The organism is Leifsonia psychrotolerans, from assembly GCF_013410665.1.
Taxonomy (GTDB): domain Bacteria; phylum Actinomycetota; class Actinomycetes; order Actinomycetales; family Microbacteriaceae; genus Cryobacterium; species Cryobacterium psychrotolerans_A.
Genome location: NZ_JACCFM010000001.1, coordinates 3,772,908 through 3,799,000, shown reverse-complemented (window position 1 = coordinate 3,799,000; position 26,093 = coordinate 3,772,908). Strand labels below are relative to the sequence as shown.

Here is a 26,093-nt window from a genome sequence, read left to right as displayed (position 1 = left end):
AACGCCTCTCGGCGGAAGGCCGCTCTTGGCGGCGAATATTGGAGCCCGGGGTTACTGCGGTCCGACCAGGGTCCAGTGTAATCGAGGACGGCGGCGGGTTCACCGTCGAAATCGACTGTTCGCCGTCGGCTGACGCAGGGGCCGGTGCGCGTGTTGGCGTGCTATTCGAGCGAGCCCAACCGCCAGAGCCGCGCGGATGAGGTGAACTCTTGCGCAACGGTGGAAAACCGGAGCGCGCGCGTGGTGAGCTCGCTGGAACGGGCCGGCGCGGCGGCATCCGAATCATCGGCAACACTCGTGCATCCCATCGCGATCACGCGGCAGAAGGCCGCGGCCCGATCGAGGGCGACGGCGAAGTCGCCCGTGAAGACACCGCGCAGAATCTCGTTGGCGAGTGCGATGATCTCATCGGGGCCGGTCGGAGTCGGGGCGCCCGCAACCACGGGGTCGATGGTGACGGCGACCTCGGCACCGCGCTGATAGAGGTATGCGGTGCCGGTGGGATCCTGCCGGATCAGCAACCGAATCAGGTAGATCCGCCAGAGGGCGCCCGGCAGGCTGCGCGGGGTCGCCCGGGACCACAGCTCGGCGACCGCATCGATGCCGTGCTCGTCGGTGTAGGCCACGAGGCGTTCGACGATGGCCGGGTCCGGGTCGTTGCGCACGCGCGACAGAATCGCCTCGGCCGTTTCGTGTGCGACCCGACTGATCTGCGCTGGGTCTTCGCCGCCGGTGAACGACTCGAACTTGCTGCCCGAGAACTGGGTGGGTTTGTGAAAATCTTCAGCCATGTCGTCCTCCCAACGGGAATGGGGCTGCGCGCTGAACGGCGCGGAATGCCGGATGGAGTACAGCTCCAACGGTAGCGACAAAAACCAGTCCTCAATCCACGCTAAGTTATTAACCGCGGGCCTCTAGCTCAGTTGGTAGAGCAAAGGACTTTTAATCCTTGGGTCGTCGGTTCGAGCCCGACGGGGCCCACGCTGTGTGGTTACCCGCCGCACCACGTTTGGCCCCCGATTCAGGCAGCTGCCTGGGCCGGGGGCCAAATTTTTGTCAGCGCGAGACCGGTCGCCGAGCGAGAGCACTCGTCCCGCCGCGAACCGCCATGACGCGATCACAGAGCCGCCTGTCGCCTAGGATGACCGGATGACCCAGTTCCCTCTCGTGCGCGGTGCCCACCTCGTCGGTTCCATCAACCAGCCCACCGCCGACGGCACATTCCGCATCGTCTCCGAGCACCTGGGCGCAGACCTTGCCCGCATCCCCGATGGTGAGGTCGGCGAGCGATTTCACTGGATCCTGTTTCAGGGCGCCGCCTTCGACGCCACGCCTGGCCTCACGCGCCTGCCGATCGACCCGATCATCGTCGCCGGTTTCGACCTGCGCCCGCTCGCCCTCGATGGCACCGTCGAATCCGAAAACCTTGAGTTCGGCCCACTCGGCTATGCCAGCGCGGCCCGTGACAGTTACGCCCGCTTCATGGCCCTGCGCGACGCGGGCGTCATCGCGCCGCACACCCGATTTCAGGTCTGTCTGCCCTCGCCGCTCGCCCCCATCACCAGCTACGTCTTCGCCCGGGATCAAGCCGAGGTCTACCCCGCCTACGAGCGCGCGATGCTGCGCGAGATCGACGCGATCTGCGCCGCCATTCCGGCCGACGACCTCGCCATTCAGATCGACCTGGCCACCGAGTTCGCCTACATTGAGCACGTCTCGCTCGGCGGCGGCCCCCTCGAAGCCTGGTTCATCGAAACGGATGACGCCGTTTCCGAGACGACAGCGACGCTGCACGAGCCCGGCTCACCGCTCGTCATCGATGGCTGTGTGAGGCTCGCGGCCCGCGCTGGCTCCCACGTTCCGGCCGGCGTGGAGCTGGGTTTCCACCTCTGTTACGGCGATGTTGCCGAATCGCACTTCGTCGAACCACCGACCTCGGCCAACCTGGTCGCCGTCGCCAACGGCCTGCGCTCCGCCGTGAGGCGCCCGATCAACTGGGTGCACCTGCCCGTTCCGATCGAACGTGACGACGCCGCCTACTTTGCTCCACTGGCATCATTGGAGCTGAACGCCGAAACCGAGCTCTATCTCGGGCTCGTGCACCACGAGGACGGTATCGACGGCGCGAGTCGTCGCATCCGGGCGGCGAGCGCGCCGCTCACCGCAGCGGGTATTGATCAGTTTGGTGTCGCCACGGAGTGCGGCTTCGGGCGGGGGCCGGCCGAGCGCACGGCGCCGCTACTCGACCTGCATGCCGCCGTCATCGCGGCGGTCGCACCGTAGCTGGTACGTCGCCGCGCCGCCGGGCCGCACCGAGCCAGGCCGAGCCGCTGCGAGGCAGGCCGAGCCGCTGCCGAACCACCACTGCGGACCGCTAGAACAGTGCCGCCACACCCTGCGCAGTGGCAAAGATCGCAAGGCCGGCCAGCGCGCCGACGACCGTGCCGTTGATACGAATGAACTGCAGGTCTTTGCCGACCTGTAGTTCGATCTTCTCCGTCGTTTCGGCCGCGTCCCAACGCTCGACCGTCTCGGTGATGACCCCGGCTATCTCGTGGCGGTAGTTGACCACGATATAACTGAGCGTGTCGGCGATCCAGCGGTCGATCTTGCCGGCGAGTGTCTCATCGCGAGCGAGACGCGCGCCGAAATCGCCGAGGGTCGACCGGATCCCGGCGAGCAACGCCCCCTCGGGGTCGTCGAGCGCGCCGAGCAGCGCGGACTTCACGGAATCCCAGGTCTCCGAAGCGAATTCACGCAACCGTGGACTGTCGAGAAGATCAAGCTTGAATATTTCAACCCGCTCGATCGTCGCCGGGTCGTGCTGCAGGTCGCGCATGAGGTCGGCCAGGTACCGGTCGATCGCCCCCCGGAGCGGGTGCCCCGGTGTCACTCGAACCGCTTCGATGAAACCGAGAGCCTCGCGATACATGCGATCGTCGACCATCTTGTCGATGAAGCCCGGCAGCCACCCTGGCAGGCGGTCCGACACTGCGGTGCCAAATGATTCCGGATGCGCTCGCAACCAGCCGTCGGCTTTGACGAGCAGCAGGTCAACCGCGGCCTGCTGCTGCCCTGAGGCCACGAGCTTCTCCCCCACCCGACCGATGCTCGGCGCCCATGCCGGTGGAAGCAGATGCTCGCGCACCGCCGATTCGATCAGTGTGCGAATGTCGTCGTCAAGCAGATTCAGCGCCGCGCGCGCGGCCACCGCAAGCTCCTGGCTCACCCGCCCCGCATTTTCGGGACTGCCTAGCCACGTGCCGATGCTTCTGGAGATGCCCATCGATTCGAGTTTGCCGCGCACGACGGAATCCGAGAGAAAGTTCGTCTCGACGAACTCGCCCAGGCTCGCCCCGATCTCGTTCTTGCGACTGGCGATGATATTGGTGTGCGGTATATGCAGGCCGAGCGGATACCGAAACAGTGCCGTGACCGCGAACCAATCGGCGATCGCGCCGACCATGCCGCCCTCGGCCGCCGCCCGCACGTAGTGCAGCCACGGATAGCGGTCCTGCAGTGCGAATGAAACGGCAAAGATGACGGCCATCACGAGCAGGAGCCCCGTGGCGAGGCGCTTCATGCGGGTGAGCGCCACCTGACGGGCGGCATCCGCCGGGCTGAGCGGAACGCGCACCGTGGTCACGGGCGTTCCGCCTGCACTGGGAACCCGCGGTGACGGATACCCCAGCGCACCGCCCACCGTTCTCCGGGCGCCACCCAGTGCAGGCCCTCACCGGTGTTGAACGCGTTCGCCGGAGCCGTCATCGGTTCGATCGCGACGGCTTGGTGAATAGTGCCGGCTTCGAAACCCGGCAGAGCGTGACCGGGCGCGGGGAAGCCCGTCGGCGTGAACACCTGCACGTATCTCACGTTCGCATCACCCCAGAGACAGACCGAACGTCCGTCAGAAGCAGTGAGCGCGTGCTCGCTCTGGCCATCAACGATCGACACGTCCGCGTACCCGGTGTCGAGGTCGAGCTCACCCACGCGCCGCCCCGCGCGCAGATCGAAGTCGGTGCCGGTCACGGCCTCCTGGCCGACAGGATTCTGCCGCTCGTCGACCAGAATGCGAGTTGCCGCGTTCACGGTGAGCGTCAGTTCACTGCTCGGAACCCCGCCGATCTGCAGATACGGATGGGCTCCAACCGCGTAGGGCGCGGCATCCTGCCCCACATTCTGCACTCCGTGTGTGACCTCAATCCCAGTTTCGGTGAGGGCATAGCTGACGGTGGTCTCGAGGTGGAACGGATAGCCGGTCTGCGGAAAGATCGTGGCCGCGAGCGTGATCGAGTCCGCTGTCTGGTTAACCACGCTGTATGGCACAAACCGCAGGAGTCCATGACTGGCGTTGCGCCGGGCCGGCTCGGTGAGGGCCAGCTGGCGGGTCACGCCATTCTGCGTCCACGCCCCGTCACGGATGCGATTGGGCCAGGGCGCCAGCACGATTCCGGCGGCCATCGGGGGCGTGCTGTGCTCGGCGAAGGTCTCGACCAGGTCAATGCCGTTCACGGCATATGAACGGAGACCCGCTGCGATCTCGGTGATGGTGGCGGTCGCGAGGCCGGTCGTGGTCTCACGACGAAGGTGATGCTGAGTGCCGGTGGGTGCGCGCATAGGCCCAGCCTATTCCGGCTTCACAATAACGAGCCCGACCTCACGCAGCGGGGCCAGCTGGGCCGGTGTGGCCGCGGCATCCGTCACCAGGGTGTCGAACGCGGTGAGAGGGCCGATCGTGCCCAGATGCGCCTGGCCCAGCTTTGAGGCGGCTGCCACCACGACCACCCGGCGGGCGGCCGCGAGCATCAGCGATTTTACCCCGGCCTCGGGCAGATTGATATTCGTCACGCCATGCTCGGCATCGACACCATTGCAGCCGATGAAGGCCACGTCGGCGTGCACGCTGCGCAGTACAGCCCCGGCCATCGGTTCGACAAGTGAATGTTGCAGGGGACGCAGAGACCCGCCCGTCACGATGACCGTGAAGCGCGGAATCGTCGGCTCGAGTTCGAGGGCAATGCTCAGCCCATTGGTGATGATGACAACGTCGGTGAGATCGGTTCGAGCGGCGAGTGCACGGGCCACGGCGAGAGTCGTCGTTCCGACGTCCAGGATCACGCTCTGCCCGCTCTGAACGAGGGCAGCGGCGAGCTCACCGATCTGCTGCTTGGGAATAACGGAGGCCTCGAGTGACTCCTCGAATGATGGCTCGCGGTCGGTGCGCCCAGGCAAGAATCCGCTGCGAACCGGCATCGCGCCCCCGTGCACCCGGGTCAGCGTGCCTGCCTCGACAAGCGCGTCGAGGTCGGCGCGAGCCGTGACGGCCGACACCGTGAAGGTGTCACGCAGCTCGCTCACGCGCACGAAACCGCGTTCGTCCACGAGGCGCTGGATGCGCTCCCGACGCACGGAGGCAGGCAGAGTCTCATGCCGTTCAGGCATCCGTTCGGTCATGCTCATAGTTTCACCTACTTGTCTTTACTTATCAATACGAAAGCAGCTGTCTTCACATGCGCAAATCGGCTATTCTGGCACTTCTATGGATACCGTCTCCCCCACTTTCGTCAGCGACCAGCGCATCGCCCGTCAGCGTCATACCCTGGCCGACGGCCGTGAGTTGATCTACTTCGATGATCCGAACACGGCTCTGCCGCCCGAACGTTCGGCCGACCTGCGAGATTTGGCTCCGCGTCCGGCCACGGCTTCGATGCGCCAAGACGCTCTCACCGGCGACTGGGTTTCGATCGCCGCAGCCCGACAAAACCGTGTCTTTCTGCCACCGGCCCACCTCGACCCACTCGCACCGTCGACGCCCGAGAACCCCTCTGAGATTCCGAGCAACTACGACGTTGCGGTGTTTGAGAACAAGTCGCCGTCATTCGGTCCGCTGCTCGAGGACGACAACGCGCCGGCCGACCTCGACGACCTCAACACAATCGGTCTCGGTCGCACACGCACGTCGGTCGGTCGCTGCGAGGTCGTCTGCTTCAGCCCCGAGCACGAGGGATCGTTCGCAAGCCTGTCGACTACGCGCGCCCGCACGGTGATCGAGGCCTGGGCCGAGCGCACACACGCCCTCTCACAGCTGCCCGGCATCCAGCAGGTTTTCCCGTTCGAGAATCGCGGCGAGGCAATCGGCGTCACCCTGCACCACCCGCACGGACAGATCTATTGCTACCCCTACGTAACACCGCGCACCCAGCGCGTGATCGCATCCGTCGAACACTACGGTCCGAGCTTGTTCGCCGACATTCTCGCCAGCGAACAGGCCGGCGACCGAGTGATTCTGCGCGGCGAACATTGGACGGCGTTCGTTCCGTTCGCGGCCCGCTGGCCCATCGAAGTGCACATGCTGCCGCACCGCCAGGTGCCCGACTTCGCCGGCACCACCCTCGCCGAACGCGACGAACTTGCCGTGCTCTATCGCCGACTGCTGCGCGGAATCGACGAGATCTACGACACCCCGACGCCCTACATCGCCGCCTGGCACCAGGCTCCCACTGGCACGCATCGTGACGACATCCGTTTGATGCTGCAGGTGACCAGCCCGCGTCGCGCCGCCGACAAACTCAAGTTCCTCGCCGGATCCGAGGCCGCCATGGGTGCCTGGATCGGCGACGTCGCCCCCGAGCAGGCTGCCGCCTCGATTCGGGATGCCGTGGCCCGCGCCGCAGAAAAGGACACCGAATAGCCATGCCCGCCTCTCTCTCCGCAGCCGTTCACGCCGGCTTCGTGCGCACCTTTGCCCACCCGCCGACCGGGCTCTGGTCGGCACCGGGCCGCGTCAACCTGATCGGCGAACACACCGACTACAACGACGGTTTCGTGTTTCCGTTCGCCATCAATCGCAGCACACTGATTGGGCTCAGCCTGCGCGACGACCGTCTGATGCGCGTCGCCAGTTCGTTCTCGGCCGAGGTCGTGGAGATCTCACTCGATGAGGTGCGGCCCGAGAACCTGCATGGCTGGTCGGCCTACCCGCTCGGCGTCGCCTGGGCGCTCGGCCAGTTCGGAGCCGAACTGGGTGAGGTGCGCGGCTTCGAGATCTACATCGACTCCGATGTTCCGATTGGCGCCGGCCTGTCGTCGTCGGCCGCGATCGAATGCGCCGTGGCCGTGGCGCTCAACGACGTCTGGTTGCTCGGCTTTGACCGGCGCGCCCTGGCCAAGGTCGGCCAGCTCGCCGAAAACCGCGCCGTCGGGGCGCCGACCGGCATCATGGATCAGTCGGCATCCTTGCTTGGCCAAGCGGATGCCGGGGTCTTCCTCGACTGCCGCAGCCTCGAATCCGACGTCATCCCCCTCGGCTTCGACAACGCCGGGCTCGAGCTTCTCATCATCGATACGAAGGTGAGCCACGCGCACGCCACCGGCGGTTACGCCGCACGGCGTGCGTCCTGCGAGGCCGGGGCTACTGCGCTCGGCGCCGATTCCCTCCGCGACATCACCATGCACGACCTCCCGCGCGCAGAGTCGCTGCTCGACGACGAAACCTTCCGCCGGGTGCGGCACATTGTGACCGAGAACCAGCGCGTGCTCGACACCGTACGCACGCTGCGCGAACACGGGCCCCAGTCGATCGGCGCTCTGCTCGACGCCTCACACGTTTCGATGCGCGACGACTTCGAAATTTCGGTGGCCGAGCTCGATCTTGCCGTTGAGACCGCTCGCGCCGCGGGTGCAATCGGCGCACGGATGACCGGCGGCGGTTTCGGCGGGGCGGCCATCGCCCTTACTCCGCACGCGCTGATTCCCGTCGTCGAGGCGGCGGTACTCGCCGCGTTCGCTGCCCAAGGATTCACGACACCGGAACTGTTTGTGGTGCGAGCGGCCGACGGAGCGCGTCGGGTGGAGTAGTCGCCCTCGCTCGCCCCGTTTGCGTCGTCCCCTCGCGCGCTATCCCCCCGCGCGCTATCCCCCGCGAGAGTGCAGTTGTTGTTGTTATGAGCGCGTTGAAGCACCGACAACTGCACTCTCGTGGGACGAAGCGGGACGACGCGAGACCAAGCGAGACGCGGCTCGAGTCTGTTAGGGCACGACCGCGGTCGACTCTCCGCCCGTTATGCGTAGGAGTTCGTCGTACGTCGTCGGGAACACCGTGTGCGCGTGACCGGCCGCGGCCCACACCGTTTCGTAGTCGGCCAGCGCCAGATCGACGAGCGTGCGCACAGGGGACGGATGCCCGACCGGGGCGACCCCGCCGATCACCTGGCCCGTGGCTAGCTTCACGACCTCTTTCGACGCCCGACCGATCGTGCCGCCGAGTTGCGCGCCGAGCCACGCGGTGTCGACGCGATGGGCGCCCGAGGTGAGCACCAGAAGGGGCTCACCGTCGAGAGTGAAAATCAACGAATTCGCGATGGCCCCGATCGGAATACCAAGGGCCTCTGCCGCGGCCTGCGCACTGGGCGTTGCGTCATCGAACCAGCGAATCTCAGGGTCAATGCCGAAGGCCAGCAGCGCCTCTCGCACGCGATCCACGGCCGGATGTTCTGTGTTCACCATTCAGAAAGCTTAGGAGTGCTCCCGCGCCTCTGTCAGCCCCAGCCTCCCGGCTCTGTTTCTGTGCCCCAACTCCGCTCACCGTACCCCGGCCGCACAGAGACGCGTGGGTAGGCTAACGACATGACTGTTGACTCTTCCGCCCGACTGATCACCCTACCGAATCTGACCGCCCCGGTCGTCGCCGAGACCGCGTTTGTCGCCGCCGGTGCCGTTCTCGTTGGCCAGGTCAGCCTGGGCGATCAGGCCAGCGTCTGGTACAACGCTGTGGTGCGCGCCGAGGCCGAGCCCATCGTGATTGGCGCCGGCTCCAATCTGCAAGACAACGTGTCATGTCACGTCGACGGCGGGTTTCCGTTGACCCTCGGCCGCAACGTGTCGGTCGGACACGGTGCGGTGCTGCACGGCTGCACCATCGGCGACGATGTGTTGGTCGGGATGTCGGCGACGATCATGAACGGAGCCGTCATCGGTACAGGGTCACTTGTTGCGGCAGGCGCGCTCGTGTTGGAGGGAACCGTCGTTCCCCCCGGCTCGCTTGTTGCCGGGGTGCCCGCGAAGGTGCGCCGCGAGTTGACCGACGACGAGATCGCCGGCATCCGTCACAATGCGACGGCGTATTTGGCGCATTCGGCGTTGCACGCCCACGCCGCTGTCTGATTAGGCCGTGAGCGCGCGCTCGGCCGCCTTCACCACATTGCTCAGCAGCATGGCGCGCGTCATCGGGCCGACCCCGCCCGGGTTTGGCGAGAGGTAGCCCGCAACGGATGCGACGGCCGGGTCGACATCGCCAGTCAGCTTTCCTTTGCCGGTCTCCTCATCCTGCACGCGGGTGATGCCCACGTCGAGCACGGCGGCGCCGGGCTTGATCCAGTCGGGCTTGATCAGGTGTGCGACACCGACCGCGGCCACGACGATGTCGGCCCGGCGCACCTCGGCAGCCAGGTCGACGGTGCGGGAGTGCGTGAGTGTCACCGTGGCATCCAAGCCCTTGCGGGTGAAGAGCAGTCCCAGGGGGCGCCCGACGGTCAGCCCACGCCCGACAACGGTGACATGCTGTCCGCTGATCGGCACGTTGTAGCGCTGCAGCATCTCCACGATGCCGGCCGGGGTGCAGGGCAGCGGAGAGTGTAACTCACCCTCGATACCCAGCACCAGACGGCCCAGGTTCGTCGGGTGCAGGCCGTCGGCATCCTTTGCCGGGTCGATCGCCTCAAGCGCGGCGTGCTCGTCGAGGCCCTTCGGTAGCGGCAGCTGCACGATGTAGCCCGTGACGGCCGGGTTGGCGTTGAGCTCGGCGATCGCGGCCAGCACGTCGGCGTTCGTCGCCGTCGCGGGCAGGTCGACACGGATCGACTCGATGCCCACCTCGGCGCAGTCGCGATGTTTGCCCGCAACGTAGGAGCGGGATCCCGGATCGTCGCCGACCAGAAGGGTACCCAGCCCGGGGGTGATTCCCTGGGCCTTCAGCGCGGTGATGCGTACAGCGAGCTCGTTCTTGACCGCTGTCGCCGTTGCGACGCCGTCGAGGGTGATTGCCGTCATGAGAAGTCCATCCTGTTGATGCCACGAATTCATGGTCGCGTCCGGGGCCCGGCGCCCCGCCTCGCCCGTGAGCGCACAGACCCTCGCGAGAGTGCAGTTGTTGTTGCCTCAGCGAGCGCTAAGCAACAACAACTGCACTCTCGCGGGGGGCGAGGGAAGCGAGGGGGGGGGACGGGACGGGAGGGGAGGGGAGGGCGGGCGGGCGGGGAGGGGAATTACTGGTGCAGACCGGTGTAGAGCGGGAATGCGTCGGTGAGAACCTTGACGCGCGCACGAAGCGCCTGGACGTCGGCACCCGGCTTGAGCGCCTCGGCGATGACGTCAGAGACCTCGGTGAACTCGGCATCGTCAAAGCCACGGGTGGCCAGTGCCGGAGTGCCGATGCGAAGACCCGAGGTGACCATCGGCGGGCGCGGGTCGAACGGAACCGAGTTGCGGTTCACGGTGATGCCCACCTCGTGCAGGGCATCCTCGGCCTGCTGGCCGTTGATCTCTGAGTGACGCAGGTCGGCGAGCACCAGGTGCACGTCGGTGCCACCGGTGAGCACGTCGATGCCGTGCGCCTTCGAGTCGTCGGCGGTCAGACGCGAGGCCAGGATGCTGGCACCGCGCAGGGTGCGCTCCTGGCGGTTCTTGAATTCTTCGGTTCCGGCGAGCTTGAACGCGGTGGCCTTGGCCGCGATCACGTGCATCAAAGGCCCGCCCTGCTGGCCGGGGAATACGTTGGAGTTGAGCTTCTTCGCCAGCTGCATGTCGCGCGACAGAATGAAGCCCGAGCGCGGACCGGCGAGGGTCTTGTGCACGGTGCTCGAGACGACGTCGGCGTAGGGCACCGGCGACGGGTGCAGGCCGGCCGCCACGAGTCCGGCGAAGTGAGCCATGTCGACCCAGAGCTTTGCGCCGACCTCATCGGCGATCGCGCGGAAAGCCGCGAAGTCGAGCTGACGCGGGTAGGCCGACCAACCGGCGATGATGACCTGCGGCTTGTGCTCAAGCGCCTTGTCGCGCACGACATCCATGTCGACGCGGAACGTTTCGGGGTCAACGCCGTAAGCGACCGGGTTGTAGAGCTTGCCCGAGAAATTGAGCTTCATCCCATGGGTGAGGTGCCCGCCGTGTGCGAGTTCAAGACCCAGGATCGTGTCGCCGGGTGTGGCGATCGCCGAGAGCACGGCCGCGTTCGCCGTGGCACCGGAGTGCGGCTGAACGTTGGCGTACTCAGCGCCGAACAGCGCCTTGGCCCGGTCGATGGCGAGCTGCTCGGCCACGTCGACGTATTCGCAGCCGCCGTAGTAGCGGCGTCCCGGGTAGCCCTCGGCGTACTTGTTCGTGAGTACCGAGCCCTGCGACTGCAGCACGGCGCGCGGAACAAAGTTTTCGCTGGCGATCATCTCGAGGTAGTCGCGCTGGCGACCGAGTTCCTGCTCGAGAACGGCGGCAATCTCGGGGTCGACGACCTCGAGGGGCTCGTTGAAAGTGTTCGTTGGTTGCGTGGACACGGAGGTCTCCTTAGACATTCGAAATGGATGTCGTGGCCCAGGCGCGCGGCCACTAACCGTGTCAGTCGCTCCCCGATGGTGACCCATCTTCGTGCTACGCCAGTTGCGACGAGTCGAGCCTATCAGCCACACGACTCCGACCATTCTCACCCGGGCGCCAGCACAGCCAGAGCACGGCACCCTCTCAGCGGCGCCGCGGCCCCATTTCATCGGCGATGAGCAGGTCGGTGCGCAGATGTTGGGTGTCATAGGCGGCCCGGGCCACCAGGTGCGCGGTCATCGGTGCAGTCAGCGCCTGAAAGCCAATTATCGCGACCACCATCGTCAGCGTGCCGACGCTGAAGTTGTTCACCGCAACATCCGCACAAATTGCCATCAATCCGAAGATCTGCGGCTTCGTCGCCGCGTGCAACCGCGTGAGCAGGTCGGGAAAACGCACCAGGCCGATTCCGGCCGAGAAGCAGAGGAGCGCCCCGGCCAGCACCAGAACCGCAGTCGTCACGTCACGCACGATGTCGCTCATGCGCTGTCCTGACGGGGCAGAAAGCGCGCGACGGCCAACGAACCGAGCACCGCGAACAGGGCGAGCACCAGCAACACGGGAAGGGTGTCGGTGTGGTTGTTGAGCGCCATGTCGGCACCCAGCGCACAGATGACCGTCGAGACGAGCACATCTCCGGCGATCACCCGGTCCAGAACCGAGGGCCCGCGCACGATGCGGTAGACGGCGGCGAGCGCAGACATTCCGAACAGCACGGTCACGATGATGGCGACGATTCCCAGGGGTGCGCTCATGATTGCTCTCTCATGGTTGATCTCCTCGTCTCTCCCCGGCTCGCCAGTGCTCTCCGGCTCGTGGCGTCTCCCGGAGTCGTTTCAGATCTTCGCGAGAGCCGAGCGCACGCACGATCCGTCCCTCGGTCGCCAGCACCGAGCGGCGAAACGTCTCGGACTCCTCGGAATCGTGCAGGTTCATCACATGCACATACAGCGTGGAGCTGGGCCGATCGACGTCAATCACGATTGAGCCGGGAACAATCGATGTCGACACGGCCACCCAGGTGAGGATGAGGTCGCTGCGGGTGGAGAGTTCGATCGCCAGAATCGCGTTGCTGGCTCGGTAGTGCGGCGCCAGCGCAAGCGCGGCGACCTCGACCGAGGCGCGCACGATGTCAACGAGCAATCGCCCGATATAGACCAGCAGATACCCGGGGTTCAGCCGACCGCTCATCTGGACGGCCGGCAGATAGAACACCCACGACACGAGGGCGGCGAACACCGCTCCGGTCAGCAGATTCAGCCACGAAAAGCTACCCCAGAGAAGCATCCAGAGCAGCACGAGCCCCAGAAACTGCGGCAGTTGATTGACCGCGTTAGTGAACCGCACCCGGGGCGTACTCATGGCGCTCCAGTGGGCAAGACAGCGTCGATATAGCTGAGCGGATGCTCCACATCGACCGCTGCCCGCCCGGCCAGTTCGAAGAGCGGCCCGGCGAACAGCGTGAGTGCCACCGTTAGGGCAAGCATCGCGGTTGTCGCTCCGGTCATCAGAGGTGACACAGTCTTGGTGAGCACCGTTCCTTCATCATGCGGGTCCTCAACCATCGACTCGGGCGACGAACGCAGCTCGGCCTCTTCACTGCTGCGCCAGAAGGCCATGTTCCAGGCGCGCGCCAGCGCATAGAGCGTGAGCAGACTGGTCGCGGCTCCCCCGGCGATCAACAGGTAGGCCAGCGGGGACCCGGTGGCCACCCCGGCCTGGAACAGTGCCACCTTGCCCAGAAATCCAGAGAACGGAGGAATTCCACCCAAGTTCAAGGCTCCGATAAAGAACAGCACGGCCACGAATGGCGCGGCCTTCAGCAAACCGCCGAGCCTCGACAGTGACGTCGTACCGCCGACACGGTCGATCAGCCCCGCCACCAGGAACAGTGCGGTCTGAACCGAAATATGGTGCACGACGTAGAAGATCGTTGCGGTATACCCCAGCTGGGAGCCCAGCGCAATGCCGAAAAGCATGTATCCGATATGGCTGACCAGGGTGAACGAGAGCAACCGTTTGATGTCAGCTTGCGCGAGCGCTCCCAGGATGCCGACCAGGAGGGTCAGCAGGGCGGCGACCATGAGAACCTCGGTGAGTGCGCTGTCTGGAAACAGCAGGGTCTGGGTGCGGATGATGGCGTAAATGCCCACTTTGGTGAGTAGCCCCGCGAACACCGCTGTGACGGGCGCCGGCGCCGTCGGATACGAGTCAGGCAGCCAAAACGACAGCGGGAAGACCGCCGCCTTCACGCAGAACGCGAGCAGCAGCATCAGGTTGAGAATGAGTGCAACATCGGGCGGTAAGGCGGGGATGCGTTCGGCCAGTAACGCCATGTTCACGGTGCCCGTCGCTCCATAGAGCAGCGCGATGGCGCTGAGGAACAGCAGCGACGAGACCAGGCTCACCACGATGTATGTCACACCCGCTCGAATGCGGGCACCGGTTCCGCCGAGCGTAAGCAGCACGTAGCTGGCCGCCAGCAACATCTCGAACCCGACGTACAGGTTGAACAGGTCGCCGGCGATGAACGCGTCGAACACCCCTGCTGCCAACACCAGGTAGGTGGGGTGGAAAATTGACACCGGCGTCTCTCGGTCGCCGTCGATGATGCCCTGTCCCACGGCAAAGAGCAGCACACCCAGCAGCATGAGCGCCGAGATAAGCAGCATGATGGCCGAGAGCCGATCGACGACGAGCACGATTCCCCAGGGTGCAGACCAGCCGCCGACGTGCACCACAGCGGGCCCCTCACGATCGACGAGCACGAGCAGCACGGCACTGATCACGACGACGGCGCTGAGTGCAACGACACTCACCGCGATCTGCGGGCGGCGACGACGACCGAGCGCCAGGGCCAGGCCGGCCCCGAGCAGCGGGAGCATCACGACAAGAGGAACGAGTGCGTTCATCGACTGGACCCCCGCTCCCACGGATCCGATGTCGTACTGACATCGTCGGTCTCGCTCTCGCTGGCACCAAGCGCGGCTTGAATGGCGTCGTCGTCGTCCGACGACGAACGGAATGCCGCCTCGGTGGACTCGGTGGTCTCGTCGGCGTGCTCATCGGTGACCGTGTCGCCCTCGTCGCCGAGTTTGGCCAGCCACCAGGAACGATAGATCAGGGCCAGCAGCAGCGCCGTGATGCCAAAGTTGATCACAATCGCCGTGAGAATCAGCGCCTGCGGCAGGGGGTCGGCAATCGAGTCGACGGTGGTTCCGTCCGACAGGATCGGCGCGTTGCCAGGACGACCGCTCATGATGAAAAGGAGTAGGTTCGTGGCGTTGCCGACGAGCATGAAGCCGATCAGCACACGGGTGAGGCTCCGCTCCAACATCACATAGACGCCGGCTGCATACAGCACGGCCATCATCACGACCAGGGTCAGTGACGCGCTCATCGGCTCACCTCCCAGGTTTCTCGGCCGGCACCGGATGCCGTGACCTGGTCCGACGCGGCGCCTTCGCCAGGCTCGGTTCCGCCGGGTTCATCACCATCGTTGGCCTGCGCAACCTCGCTCTGTCGGTCGATCTCACTGCCCAGGCTGCGCAGGATGTCGAGCACCAGTCCGAGCACAACGAGGTAGACGCCGATGTCGAAAATGCTCGACGTGCCGAACGAGAGATACCCGAGCACCGGCACCTCCGCACTGAAGTATGCCGATTCGAGTGGGATACCGTCGAAGAACAGTGAGGCGATCGCGGTGCCGACGGCGAGGAAGATGCCGATGCCAAGAACGGTGCCGGGTTCGATCGGCGCGGCCTCGCCCAACTCATAGCGGCCACCGGCCAGGTAGCGGGCCACAAGCGCCAGCCCCGCGAGGAGTCCTCCGGCGAAGCCCCCGCCCGGCGCATTGTGGCCGGCAAAGAGGAGGTAGATCGACACAATGATCGCCGGGTGAAAAAGCAGTCGAACCAGTACTTCGATCAGAATCGAGCGGTTCTGGGCCGACAGCGTGTGCCCGGCCGCCAACCACGACTGCCGGGTCACCTCGGAACCCTCATTCGACACCGTGGGATCGTCGAGCACCCGGCGTCGGTTCACCCGGGTGCGCAGCAGGCGCGACTCTTTCAGTCGGGGCAGCGCTGCGGTACGGCCCGAGACGAAGAGCAGGCTGGCAACCCCGGTCGCGACCACGATGAGCACCGAAATCTCGCCCATGGTGTCCCAGGCCCGAATATCGACGAGCATGACGTTGACGATGTTGAGCCCGTGGCCCTCCTCCACTGACAGCCGGGCGAGTTCGGGCGTGAGGGACGGGGCCTGCCGGGCGCCGAGCGCAATCACGCCGATGGTGCCCATCACGGCCCCGACGCTCAGGCCGATAAGCGCTCGACGTTTTCGATGCAGCGGCCGAGTGTGTTCAGCGATACGCGGCGGCAGACGGCGCAACACCAGCACGAAGACCACGAGAGTGATCGTCTCGACGAGCGCCTGGGTGAGCGCGAGGTCGGGGGCGCCATGGAGAGCGAAGAGAGTCACGAGACCGTACCCAGTGACACCGGCCAACAGCACGGCCGTCATCCGTTGCCCAACGCGGGCGGCCATCACCGCGGCGATACCCATGATCAGTGCGATCACCACTTGAGCCGGGTAGTCCCAGAGCACGATCGCCTCCGGCCAGGAGCGGTTGACGGATGCAGCGAAGCCGAGCCCGAGCACAAAAACCACGAGAATCGTCGAAATGTACTGCGGAAGTCCGCCCTTCTGTACGGCGTGGGTGAGCCGGGCGGCACTCCGGTCGATCCCCCGCACCAGGCTGCCATAGCCGACGCCGGCGTCGACGGCGGGGGGCACGGAGTCCTGCCAGCGTGAGACGGCAGTGCGGAACCAGAACAGCACCAGTCCCCCCGCGAGAACAATCGCCGTGATGCCGAGGGCCGGCTCGAGACCGTGCCAGAGCGCCAGATGGTACTGGCCGCCACCCGGCAGGGTGTCGGCGTAGGAGGCGAGCGCCGGGTCGAGCCATCCGGCCAGCGGCCCGAGTACGACCGTCGCAAGCGCCAGAAGACCCGGGGCGATGAGGATGTCCCAACGGTCGGCGTGCAACGGCGTCTCGGCCACCTTCGACCTGCGGGCAAAGGCCCCCCAGAAGAACCGGGCGCTGTAGGCGACGGTGAGCACCGACCCGAGGCCGGTGCCGATCAGAGCGAACCAGGCCCAGCCGTTTCCGGACTGACCTGCCTCGATGAACGCCGTGAACACGGCCTCCTTGGCGACGAAACCGAACAACGGCGGCAGGCCCGCCATCGAGGCGACCACGACAAGCGTGATGCCCGCCAGCACCGGGGCACGACGGCCGATGCCCGAGAGCTTGCGCCAATCTCGGGTACCGGCTCGATGGTCGATGATGCCGACGACAAGAAACAATGCGGCCTTGTAGAGCGCGTGGGCGAGGAGGAGGGCGACCCCGGCGAGCGCGGCATCTCTCGTGCCAAAGCCGACGACGATCATCAGGAAGCCGAGTTGGCTGACGGTGCCGTAGGCGAGCACGAGCTTGAGATCGTATTGACGCAGTGAGCGCCACGCGCCGACGAGCATGGTCCAGACCCCGAGTGTGACCAGAACGGGCAGCCAGCCCGGGGTGTCGGCGAAGCCCGGGGCGAAGCGGGCGACGAGATAGATTCCGGCCTTCACCATGGCGGCCGCGTGCAGGTAGGCGCTCACCGGGGTAGGTGCGGCCATGGCCGCCGGGAGCCAAAAATGGAACGGGATGAGCGCCGACTTCGACAGGGCCCCGACCAGAATCAGCACAATGGCCCAGTCGGCGACGGTGCTCTGTGCCGGATGGGCCACAATCGCGGAGAGTGACGTGGTTCCAGATTCGCTCGAGATCATCACGACGCCGATGAGCATGACCAGACCACCGAAGGTCGTCACAAGCAGCGCCTGCAGAGCGGCGCCCCGGCTCTCCCGACGCTCGGTGTAATGCCCGATCAGCAGGTACGAGAGGATGCTTGTGACCTCCCAGAGCATGAACATCACGACGATATCGTCTGCGGTGACAAGGCCGTACATGGTGCCCGCGAAACCCAGCAGGCAGGCGGCAAAGCGGCCCAGGCTCGGCTCGTCGTCAGAGAAATAACGCGCGCAATAGAGCAGCACGAGCGCGCCGATCCCCGTCACCACGAGGGCGAGCAGCCAAGCGAGGGTGTCGACCCGGAACGAGAGGCTGATGCCCAGACTTGGCATCCACGGGATGCTCTCGGTGACGGCTCCGCCCGCGGTCACCGTTTCGGTTTGCGTCAGCGTGTAGGCGAAGGCCGCGGCCGGAAGCAGGGCGATCAGATAGAAAACCCGGGTCTTCAACCAGCGGGTGAGAAACGGGGTGAGAAACGAGAGAAGCAGGAAAGCAAGCAGGATTAGTACCATGCGGCCTCCCGGCTGAGTTCAGTCAGAGTGTAAAAGCATTCTACCGGGTGCCTTCGGCCTCGGCCCGAGCCGGAACTCAGTCAGAACTCCGCACTCGGCGCATCCGGGGCATCTTTGCCAGGCCCGATCCCCACGCTCACGGCAACCTCCGGATGGTTCAATTCAAACGCGGGGCGCTCGGAGCGGATGCGGGGAATCGACGTGAAATTGTGACGCGGCGGCGGGCACGACGTCGCCCACTCAAGCGATGAACCGTACCCCCACGGGTCGTTCACCGTGACATTCGGGGCTGTGCGCGCGGTGAGGTAGACGTTGAAGAAGAACGGAACCATCGACAAACCGAGAATCATGGCGCCGATCGAGGAGAGCTCGTTCATCCAGGTGAAGCCGTCTTCGGGCGAATAGGTCGCGTAGCGACGCGGCATACCGTTCACACCGAGCCAGTGCTGAATCAGGAATGTGGTGTGGAAGCCGATGAACAGCATCCAGAAATGCCACTTGCCCAGCCTTTCGTTGAGCATCTTTCCGGTCCATTTGGGCCACCAGAAGTAGAAGCCGCTGAACATGGCGAAGACGACGGTACCGAACACCACGTAGTGGAAGTGTGCCACCACGAAGTACGTGTCAGAGACGTGGAAGTCAAGCGGCGGCGAGGCCAGAATCACGCCGGTCAGACCGCCGAAGGTGAATGTGACCAAAAAACCGACCGCCCAGAGCATTGGCGTTTCAAAGGTCAGCGACCCCCGCCACATGGTGCCGATCCAATTGAAGATCTTCACTCCGGTGGGCACCGCGATGAGCATCGACATCAGCGAGAAGAACGGCAGCAGCACCGAACCGGTGACGAACATGTGGTGGGCCCAGACCGTCATCGACAGTGCGGCGATCGAAATGGTCGCATAGATCAGGGTCTTGTATCCGAAGACCGGTTTGCGACTGAACACCGGAAAGACTTCGGTGACGATACCGAAGAACGGCAACGCAATGATGTACACCTCGGGGTGGCCAAAAAACCAGAACAGGTGCTGCCAGAGAATGGCCCCGCCGGTAGCGGCGTCGTAGATATGCATGTTGAAGATGCGGTCGCCGGCAGCGGCGAGAAGCGCCGCAGCCAAAACCGGGAACGCCATCAGCACCATGATCGAGGTGATCATGACGTTCCAGGTGAAGATCGGCATGCGGAACATGGTCATGCCCGGTGCCCGCATCGTGATGACGGTTGTAATGATGTTCACGCCACCGAGGATCGTGCCGAAGCCGGAGAGTCCGAGACCCACCATCCAGAGATTTCCGCCGGCGCCCGGCGAGAAGGTGGTGCTGGCCAAGGGCTGGTAGGCGAACCAGCCGAAGGATGCCGCACCCTGCGGGGTGAGGAAGCCGGCCACGGCAATCAGGCTACCGAAGTTGAACAACCAGTAGGAGAAGGCGTTCAGCCGAGGGAAGGCCACATCGGGTGCGCCGATCTGCAGTGGCATGAGGGCGTTGGCAAACCCGAAGAACAACGGGGTGGCGAACATCAGAAGCATGATCGTGCCGTGCATGGTGAAGAGTTGGTTGTACTGCTCGGTCGTCTGAACCACCTTGAGGCCCGGCGCGAACAATTGCGCCCGCATCACGAGGGCCATCACGCCGCCGATGCAGAAGTACACGAAGGACGTGATCAGATACAGGTAGCCGATCACCTTGTGGTCGGTGGAGGTGACCCACCGCACCAGAATATTGCCCTTACGCTCAGCGCCCGACGACAATCGTGGCGAGTTGTCGATCGAGGGAGCCGATTGTTGTGTCGTCGTCATTGACTTCTCCGGATGCTCGGGGCGAGGCAGCGCTTGGCGTCACCGTACGCTCGTTGCCGCGTTCGCGAAACCCTGTGCGCACACCCGAATTCTTCGCTCGCCGGTGCGAGCGTGCGCTGTTCTGACCCTTTACACTCAAATATCAGCCCTGAAATGATTACTTTGCACCCGTAACGATCACAATCAATCGTTGAATGTGGTGGTGCGCGTGCACCTGGTGAGGAGCATCCGATGACCACGACCGCACTGCCGCTGGGTCCCGGGCAAGCCGTGCTCGCGATCGACGTGGGTGGAACCGACACCAAAGCGGCGCTGTTTGATTCGACGGGAACCATGCTCGGGCTCAGTCGCACACCGACTCCGCTCTGCGGCACAGGAACGGCCGACGCCGTGCTCCACCGGGTGCGCGAACTCCGGATGCAGTTCGCCACCGACTTTCCCGACGTGCCCCCGCACGCACTCGGGATGCTGGCGCCGGGTCTCGTCGATGATGATCGGGGAATCGGTGTACTCTCAGCCAATCTGCACTGGTCGAATATTCCCTTCACGCAACTCGCCCAGGACCTGCTGCGGCTGCCCACCACGTTCTCGCATGACGTGCGGGCGGCCGGCGAGGCCGAGTTCCGGCTGGGGGCCGGCCGCGGCTACCAGAACCTCGTCGTACTCGTCATCGGCACGGGCATTGCCGGTTCACTCTTCATCGACGGTCACGCCTACTCGGCCGGTGGCTTTGCCGGCGAGATCGGTCACGCCATCGTCGATCCGCTGGGCCCGGTCTGCGTCTGCGGCTCCCGAGGGTGCCTCGAGGCCATCGCGTCGGCCGGTGCCATCGCGCGGCGATACCACGATCGCACGGGAATCAAGCCCGATGGCGCACGCGATGTTCTTCTGCGTTCGCACAGCGGAGACCCGGATGCCGCCGCCGTCTGGAACGAAGCCCTGGATGCCCTCGCCGTGAGCATCGCGCAGCTCGCGGCAATTCTGGCGCCGGAAGCCATCGTCATCGGTGGCGGCCTCGCCCAGGCCGGTGACGCCCTCGTCGTGCCACTGCGTGAGCGCGTGGATGCCCTGCTCAGTTTTCATCGGCGCCCCGTGCTGTTGCCGGCGATGCTCGGTGAAAATGCCGGACTGCTCGGCGCCGCGCTGCGGGCGCGCGACCTGCTCGACGCGAAGCTCATCCGAACGGACGTTCACGCATGATCATCACCGTCACACCGAACCCGGCGCTAGACCTCACCTACACTCTCGACGAGGTACGTCTCGGCGATACCCACCGGGTCGCACCGGCCGCCGTGCGCGCAGGCGGCAAGGGCCTGAACGTCGCACGCGTCGTGCATCAGCAGGGCCAACCGGTTCTCGCGATCACACCCACGGGGGGTCCGTCCGGCCTCGAACTCACCGATGACCTCGTGCAGAGCCGCATTCCCCACCTGATGGTTCCGGTTCAGGCGACAACGCGACGCACCGTCGCCTTCGTTGACACCGGCCACAACCAAACCAGCATTTTCAACGAATTCGGCGAGAACCACACTCCGGCCGAATGGCAGGCGTTGACGGATGCCGTCGCATCCGCCCTGCCCAACGCCCACTGTCTGGTCATCTCCGGCAGCCTACCGAGCGGTGCCGACGCCGCGTTCATTCCCCACCTTGTCGCACTCGCCCATGCGCTCGCCGTTCCGACTGTCGTTGACACCTCGGGCCCGGCGCTGCTGGCCGCAGCAGCCGCCGGCGCCACGGTTCTGAAGCCGAACCGGCAGGAGTTGCAGGAGGCCACTGGCGAGGATGACCCCGTCGCGGCCGCCCACACGCTGGTGACGCTCGGCGCCCACCTGGTGCTCGTCTCGCTCGGCGAGAAGGGAATGCTGGCCGTTTCGGCCGACGATTCCCGCCCGTGGCGCGCGCGCCTCCCCGTCGCCTTGACTGGCAACCCGACGGGGGCCGGCGATGCGGCCGTTGCCGCGGCCGCGGTGCAGCTGGCCACCGCGAGGCAGGCCGATCAGCGCCTCGGGCTCCCGGTCGGGGGCCGTCCGGTCGAGCGCCACCGAATTGATGCCGAAGCCGTGTTGCGCACCGCCACGGCGTGGTCGGCGGCCGCCGTTCTCATGCCGCTCGCCGGCGAAATCTCCGCCGAACACCCGTCGCTGGCTGCCCAGCTGATCGTCGACCGTCTGGCCCCCTCCATGCCGGCCGCAGCCGAAGCATCCGACGCCGCCCCCAGCACCACTCACACCACATTGGAGAACCGATGACGCTCACCCCCACGCGCACCCTCATGCAGGCAGCCGCCGCAGCCGGAACCGGCCTCGGCGCCTTCAACGTCATCCACCTCGAAACCGCCGAGGCCCTCGTCGCCGGCGCCGAGCGCGCGAATCTGCCGGTGATCCTGCAGATCTCCGAGAACTGCGCGCGCTATCACGGAGCCCTGGCCCCGATCGCGTTGGCCACTCTCGAGCTGGCGCGGGCGGCATCCGTGCCCGTTGCCGTTCATCTTGATCACGCCGAAGACGAGCAGCTCGCCATCGAAGCCGTCGATCTCGGTTTCGGCTCGGTCATGTACGACGGCGCACACCTGCCCTACGCCGAAAATGTTGCGGCGACGGTGCGCGTCACCGCCTACGCCCATTCGGCCGGGGTGTTCGTCGAAGCCGAACTCGGCAAGGTCGGCGGGAAGGATGGCGCCCACGCTCCCGGCGTGCGTACCGACCCCGCCGAGGCCGTCTCGTTCGTGACGGCGACCGGGGTCGACGCTCTGGCCGTCGCCGTCGGGTCGTCCCATGCGATGACCGAGCGCGTCGCGGCCGTCGACCTGGAGCTGATCGGTCAGCTCCACGCGGCGCTGCCGGTGCCCCTCGTGCTGCACGGTTCGTCGGGTGTCGCCGACACGCACCTGGTGGCCGCGATCAGGGCCGGCATGACCAAGATCAACGTCTCGACACACCTCAACGGGTTCTTCACCGCGGCCATCCGCGACTACCTGGCCGCACACCCGACCGTTGTCGACTCCCGCAAATATCTGGCAGCCGGACGCGAGGCCGTCGCCGCCGAAGCCGCCCGGTTGCTCACCCTGTTCGCTCTGCTCGACGTCGCGGCGGATCAGCGGTGAACCGCTCGGAGCGCCTCGCCGCGGTTCTTGCAATGATCGCCGAGACCGGTCAGATCGAGGTCGAAGACATCATCAGCACACTTCACGTCTCGGCGGCCACGGCACGCCGTGACCTCGACACGTTGGCCGAGCAGCAGCTGCTCACCCGCACCCGGGGCGGCGCGACGGGGCAATCGGTCGCCTACGATCTGCCTCTGCGCTATAAACGAGAGCAGAACGCGCCACAGAAGCAGCAGATCGCTCTCGCTGCGAGCGCCCTCGTCGAGCGCGGCGCAGTGATCGGGCTGTGTGGCGGAACCACGAGCACGTCGATCGCCTCGGTGCTCTGCGCCCGCGCCGACATCATGGCGGCCTCGCCGAATCCGAATCTCACGGTTGTCACGAACGCCATCAACATCGCGGCCCAGCTGGCGATGCGCCCCCAGATCAAGACCGTCGTCACCGGCGGCGTCGTGCATCCGCGCTCCTACGAACTCGTCGGCCCGTACAGTGATGTGGTGCTCGAAAAGATCACCCTCGACATCGCGTTCATCGGCGTGAACGGCGTCGACCCGCTGGTGGGAGCGACGGTGCATGATGAGCAGGAGGCCGCAGTCAATCTGCTCATGGCCAGCCGCGCGAGCCGCGCCATCGTCGTCGCTGACTCGACCAAGATTGGTGTCACGGCGTTCGCGCGCATTGGCGGACCGACGCTCTTCAGTACCCTGATCACCGATCAGGGCATCACTCCCGAACAACTCGCAGCGTTCAACGACAACGGAACAACGGTGATCATCGCCTCATGAATGCCATCGACACGCTCATTCACTCGGCCCGGCTGGTCTCGGGCGGCCGCACCCTCACCGACGCCTTCGTGGCGTTCTCCGGCGATCGCGTCGCGATGGTCGGCACGGGCAGCGAGACCGACTGGTCGACGCTGCGCACCGCCGAGACCACGGTCATCGACGCCGCCGGCCGCTGGCTCACCCCGGGCTTCATCGATATTCACTGCCACGGCGCAGGCGGCGTCGCCTTCGATGCGGGGGCCGACGCCATCCGCACCGCCCTCGCCGTGCATCACCAGCACGGTTCAACGCGCGTCGTGCTCTCGCTCGTCACGGCCAGCATCGATGATCTCGAGTCGCAGCTGAGCGTGATCGCCGACGAAGCAGACCTGAACCCGCTCATTCTCGGTGCCCATCTCGAGGGCCCCTTCATCGATGACACCTACCGTGGAGCCCACGACCCGACGCTGCTTCGCACCCCGGATGCCGCTCCAATCGCGCGACTGATCCAGGCCGGCCGCGGGCACATCGTGCAGGTGACCCTCGCCCCCGAGCTACCCGGCGCACCGGCGGCCATCCAGGCGCTGACCGAAGCCGGCATCGCCGTGGCCGTCGGCCATAGCTCCACCGACTACGACACCGCACTCGGCGCCTTCGCATCAGGGGCCACGATTCTGACGCATGCCTTCAACGGCATGCGCGGAATCCACCATCGCGCTCCGGGCCCCGTCGCGGCGGCCACCCACACGAGCGCGGTCACCCTTGAGATCATCAACGACGGCGTTCACGTGCATCCCGAAGTCGTTCGCCTCGCTTTTGCCGGGGCGCCCGGGCGCATCGCCCTGATCACCGATGCGATGGCGGCGACGGGCTCGTCCGACGGTTCGTACATGCTCGGCACGCTCGCCGTCACGGTGACGGATGGCGTTGCCCGGCTGAGCGACGGCGGCTCGATCGCGGGCTCGACGCTCACCCTCGATGGGGCATTGCGACGTGCGGTCGTCGAGGTGGGACTCTCAATCGAGGAGGCCGTCACGGCCCTCACCGAGACGCCGGCGCGCGCCATCGGGCGTGCTCACGACCTCGGCAGACTCGATCTCGGCTATGCCGCGGACGCGGTGTTATTGAATGACGACTTCGAGGTCGAGGCGGTCTTCGGAGCCGGCATCCGTTTGTACTAAACCCTCTCGGCCAGCGCGCGTCGACGAATCACGCGGTTACTCACGAGGATGAGCAGCAGTGCGGCGACGAGGATGCCCACGTTGACAATCGGCAAAGCGATAACGCCGGCCGGGCGGACCAGAAGCGCGCCGAGCAGGGCGCCCGAGCCAATGCCCACGTTGAAGCCCGTGGTGTACATCGCGCTGCCCACGTCACGGAACTGCAGCGATGCGGTGTGCAGCAGGGTGGTCTGCAGCAGCGGCGGGATCACACCGAAAGCGATTCCCCAGAGCGCGAAGGCGACGAAGGCCACCACGACGTTCTCAGGAAACATCACCAACACTGTGACGCTCACGATGCAGGCCCCGACTCCCGCGACAAGACCACTCTGCGGGCGAGACCCGAATATCGTGCCCACGAGCACGAGGCTCACCGCCCCGGCAACGCCGAAAACGAACAGGTAGGGGGCGACGCCGGCGGTACCCACGTTCATTTCGTCGGTCAGGAACGGCACGATGTAGGTATAGAACGTGTAGTGGCCGACCATGATCAGTGCGGTGATACTGCAGATCAAAATAACGGGCGAGACCGTGGGGTCGCCGCGCAGCCCGGTCGGCTTCGTGAGCGCGGCACCCGCACCATCGGCTGTCGGACGCACATGGTTGACCCGAGGGAGAAACAGCCAGACCAGAAGCGCGCCCACCAGCATGAGTCCGGCCAAGACGATAAAGGAGAGACGCCAGCCGAGGACCTGGCCGGCCGCGGTCCCGAGTGGCACCCCGAAGACAAAGGCCAGTGTTCCGCCGGCGACCGTGATCGACACGGCCCGGCCGATCTGCGCCTTCGGCACCAGGTAGCTGGCATAGGCGCCGACGACCGCCCAGAACAGGCCGTGCGCCAGCCCGCCGATCACCCGTGAGACGACGGCGAACTCATAGCTCGGAGCAAACGCCGACATCACGTTGCTGAGTGCGAAGGCGAAGAGCACCGCCACGACGAGGCCGTGCCGGGAGAACCGACGGGTCAGGTGTGTCAGCGGCGCGGAACTGATCACGACCGTGAACGCGAACCAGCTGACCAGCAGGCCGATCTGTGATTCGGTCACCCCGAAGTCACTGCTCATTTCGGGAAGCAAACCGGTCGGCAGCATTTCGGAGCTGATCGCCAGAAACACCGTGGACGACAAGATGAGCAGCGCGAGCCACGGGAAGGCAGTCGCGACGGGTGCTGAGGGAAGGGTGGTCTGGGACATGGCGGAAACTCACTCACGACGGCTGTTTTGGCCATCTCGCGCACAGGCGGGCTCAAAAC

At 65.7% G+C, this 26,093-nt stretch carries 24 protein-coding genes, 1 tRNA gene and 1 riboswitch; of the genes, 10 read left to right on the top strand and 15 right to left on the bottom strand.

Going from position 1 to position 26,093, the window contains the following annotated elements:
• Positions 1–161: 161 nt before the first annotated feature.
• Positions 162–791, bottom strand: a complete 630-nt coding sequence (locus HNR05_RS17230; protein ID WP_179580338.1) for a DNA-directed RNA polymerase subunit beta — start codon at positions 789–791, stop codon at positions 162–164.
• Between the two features lie 117 nt (positions 792–908).
• On the opposite strand from HNR05_RS17230, the gene HNR05_RS17225 reads away from it, so the two are divergent.
• Positions 909–981 (top strand) — tRNA-Lys (locus HNR05_RS17225).
• A 168-nt stretch (positions 982–1,149) separates the two neighbouring features.
• Positions 1,150–2,283, top strand: coding sequence for a hypothetical protein (locus tag HNR05_RS17220; protein WP_179580336.1), 1,134 nt, complete (start codon positions 1,150–1,152; stop codon positions 2,281–2,283).
• 91 nt (positions 2,284–2,374) lie between these two features.
• On the opposite strand, the gene HNR05_RS17215 is transcribed toward HNR05_RS17220, so the two are convergent.
• Genes HNR05_RS17215 through HNR05_RS17205 form a run of 3 tightly spaced genes read right to left on the bottom strand, consistent with a single transcriptional unit; the run spans position 2,375 to position 5,460 of the window.
• A complete protein-coding gene (locus HNR05_RS17215; RefSeq protein ID WP_343062669.1) occupies positions 2,375–3,646 on the bottom strand; it encodes a DUF445 domain-containing protein in 1,272 nt (423 codons plus the stop codon).
• A complete protein-coding gene (locus HNR05_RS17210) occupies positions 3,643–4,617 on the bottom strand; it encodes an aldose 1-epimerase family protein (RefSeq protein WP_179580334.1) in 975 nt (324 codons plus the stop codon). Before HNR05_RS17210 ends, HNR05_RS17215 begins: the two co-directional genes overlap by 4 nt.
• A gap of 9 nt (positions 4,618–4,626) precedes the next feature.
• On the bottom strand, positions 4,627–5,460 hold the full coding sequence (locus tag HNR05_RS17205; protein WP_246318428.1) for a DeoR/GlpR family DNA-binding transcription regulator: 834 nt from the start codon (positions 5,458–5,460) through the stop codon (positions 4,627–4,629).
• 79 nt (positions 5,461–5,539) lie between these two features.
• Between HNR05_RS17205 and galT the strand changes: the two genes are divergently transcribed.
• Positions 5,540–6,691, top strand: coding sequence for a galactose-1-phosphate uridylyltransferase (gene galT / locus HNR05_RS17200; protein ID WP_179580332.1), 1,152 nt, complete (start codon positions 5,540–5,542; stop codon positions 6,689–6,691).
• Between the two features lie 2 nt (positions 6,692–6,693).
• Complete coding sequence (gene galK, locus HNR05_RS17195; protein ID WP_179580330.1) at positions 6,694–7,857, top strand: galactokinase; 1,164 nt, start codon at positions 6,694–6,696, stop codon at positions 7,855–7,857.
• 171 nt (positions 7,858–8,028) lie between these two features.
• Here galK and HNR05_RS17190 read toward each other — a convergent pair whose 3' ends face one another.
• Entirely contained in the window at positions 8,029–8,505 is a 477-nt protein-coding gene (locus HNR05_RS17190) for a YbaK/EbsC family protein (RefSeq protein WP_179580329.1), read from the bottom strand.
• Positions 8,506–8,625: 120 nt separating this feature from the next.
• On the opposite strand from HNR05_RS17190, the gene HNR05_RS17185 reads away from it, so the two are divergent.
• Entirely contained in the window at positions 8,626–9,162 is a 537-nt protein-coding gene (locus HNR05_RS17185; protein WP_179580327.1) for a gamma carbonic anhydrase family protein, read from the top strand.
• On the opposite strand, the gene HNR05_RS17180 is transcribed toward HNR05_RS17185, so the two are convergent.
• The 9 genes from HNR05_RS17180 to ctaD all read right to left on the bottom strand — a co-directional run bounded on the left by HNR05_RS17180 (position 9,163) and on the right by ctaD (position 19,754).
• Entirely contained in the window at positions 9,163–10,047 is an 885-nt protein-coding gene (locus HNR05_RS17180) for a bifunctional methylenetetrahydrofolate dehydrogenase/methenyltetrahydrofolate cyclohydrolase (RefSeq protein WP_179580325.1), read from the bottom strand.
• Between the two features lie 215 nt (positions 10,048–10,262).
• Positions 10,263–11,564 (bottom strand): serine hydroxymethyltransferase, encoded by a 1,302-nt coding sequence (gene glyA / locus HNR05_RS17175; RefSeq protein WP_179580323.1) that lies wholly within the window; start codon positions 11,562–11,564, stop codon positions 10,263–10,265.
• Positions 11,565–11,574: 10 nt separating this feature from the next.
• Positions 11,575–11,663: riboswitch (ZMP/ZTP riboswitch) on the bottom strand.
• Between the two features lie 67 nt (positions 11,664–11,730).
• Positions 11,731–12,069 (bottom strand): monovalent cation/H(+) antiporter subunit G, encoded by a 339-nt coding sequence (gene mnhG / locus HNR05_RS17170; protein WP_179580321.1) that lies wholly within the window; start codon positions 12,067–12,069, stop codon positions 11,731–11,733.
• On the bottom strand, positions 12,066–12,341 hold the full coding sequence (locus HNR05_RS17165; RefSeq protein ID WP_179580319.1) for an MrpF/PhaF family protein: 276 nt from the start codon (positions 12,339–12,341) through the stop codon (positions 12,066–12,068). Before HNR05_RS17165 ends, mnhG begins: the two co-directional genes overlap by 4 nt.
• Before the next feature lie 10 nt (positions 12,342–12,351).
• A complete protein-coding gene (locus tag HNR05_RS17160; protein WP_179580317.1) occupies positions 12,352–12,948 on the bottom strand; it encodes a Na+/H+ antiporter subunit E in 597 nt (198 codons plus the stop codon).
• Positions 12,945–14,498 (bottom strand): Na+/H+ antiporter subunit D, encoded by a 1,554-nt coding sequence (locus tag HNR05_RS17155; protein WP_179580315.1) that lies wholly within the window; start codon positions 14,496–14,498, stop codon positions 12,945–12,947. Before HNR05_RS17155 ends, HNR05_RS17160 begins: the two co-directional genes overlap by 4 nt.
• Positions 14,495–14,986: a Na(+)/H(+) antiporter subunit C gene (locus HNR05_RS17150; protein ID WP_179580313.1), complete on the bottom strand. Its 492-nt coding sequence runs from the start codon at positions 14,984–14,986 to the stop codon at positions 14,495–14,497. Before HNR05_RS17150 ends, HNR05_RS17155 begins: the two co-directional genes overlap by 4 nt.
• Positions 14,983–17,958, bottom strand: a complete 2,976-nt coding sequence (locus tag HNR05_RS17145; protein ID WP_179580311.1) for a Na+/H+ antiporter subunit A — start codon at positions 17,956–17,958, stop codon at positions 14,983–14,985. Before HNR05_RS17145 ends, HNR05_RS17150 begins: the two co-directional genes overlap by 4 nt.
• A gap of 80 nt (positions 17,959–18,038) precedes the next feature.
• A complete protein-coding gene (ctaD, locus tag HNR05_RS17140) occupies positions 18,039–19,754 on the bottom strand; it encodes an aa3-type cytochrome oxidase subunit I (protein ID WP_179580309.1) in 1,716 nt (571 codons plus the stop codon).
• A 231-nt stretch (positions 19,755–19,985) separates the two neighbouring features.
• On the opposite strand from ctaD, the gene HNR05_RS17135 reads away from it, so the two are divergent.
• The 5 genes from HNR05_RS17135 to nagA are packed head-to-tail and all read left to right on the top strand — an operon-like array spanning position 19,986 to position 24,802.
• A complete protein-coding gene (locus tag HNR05_RS17135; RefSeq protein WP_179580307.1) occupies positions 19,986–20,954 on the top strand; it encodes an ROK family protein in 969 nt (322 codons plus the stop codon).
• Positions 20,951–22,003 (top strand): 1-phosphofructokinase family hexose kinase, encoded by a 1,053-nt coding sequence (locus HNR05_RS17130; RefSeq protein WP_179580305.1) that lies wholly within the window; start codon positions 20,951–20,953, stop codon positions 22,001–22,003. Before HNR05_RS17135 ends, HNR05_RS17130 begins: the two co-directional genes overlap by 4 nt.
• Positions 22,000–22,857, top strand: coding sequence for a class II fructose-bisphosphate aldolase (locus HNR05_RS17125; protein ID WP_179580303.1), 858 nt, complete (start codon positions 22,000–22,002; stop codon positions 22,855–22,857). The genes HNR05_RS17130 and HNR05_RS17125 overlap by 4 nt, the downstream gene beginning before the upstream one ends.
• Positions 22,854–23,642: a DeoR family transcriptional regulator gene (locus HNR05_RS17120; protein WP_179580301.1), complete on the top strand. Its 789-nt coding sequence runs from the start codon at positions 22,854–22,856 to the stop codon at positions 23,640–23,642. Before HNR05_RS17125 ends, HNR05_RS17120 begins: the two co-directional genes overlap by 4 nt.
• Entirely contained in the window at positions 23,639–24,802 is a 1,164-nt protein-coding gene (nagA, locus tag HNR05_RS17115; protein ID WP_179580299.1) for an N-acetylglucosamine-6-phosphate deacetylase, read from the top strand. Before HNR05_RS17120 ends, nagA begins: the two co-directional genes overlap by 4 nt.
• Here the strand turns inward: nagA and HNR05_RS17110 are convergent.
• Entirely contained in the window at positions 24,799–26,034 is a 1,236-nt protein-coding gene (locus HNR05_RS17110; protein ID WP_179580297.1) for an MFS transporter, read from the bottom strand. The genes nagA and HNR05_RS17110 overlap by 4 nt on opposite strands.
• Between the last annotated feature and the right edge of the window lie 59 nt (positions 26,035–26,093).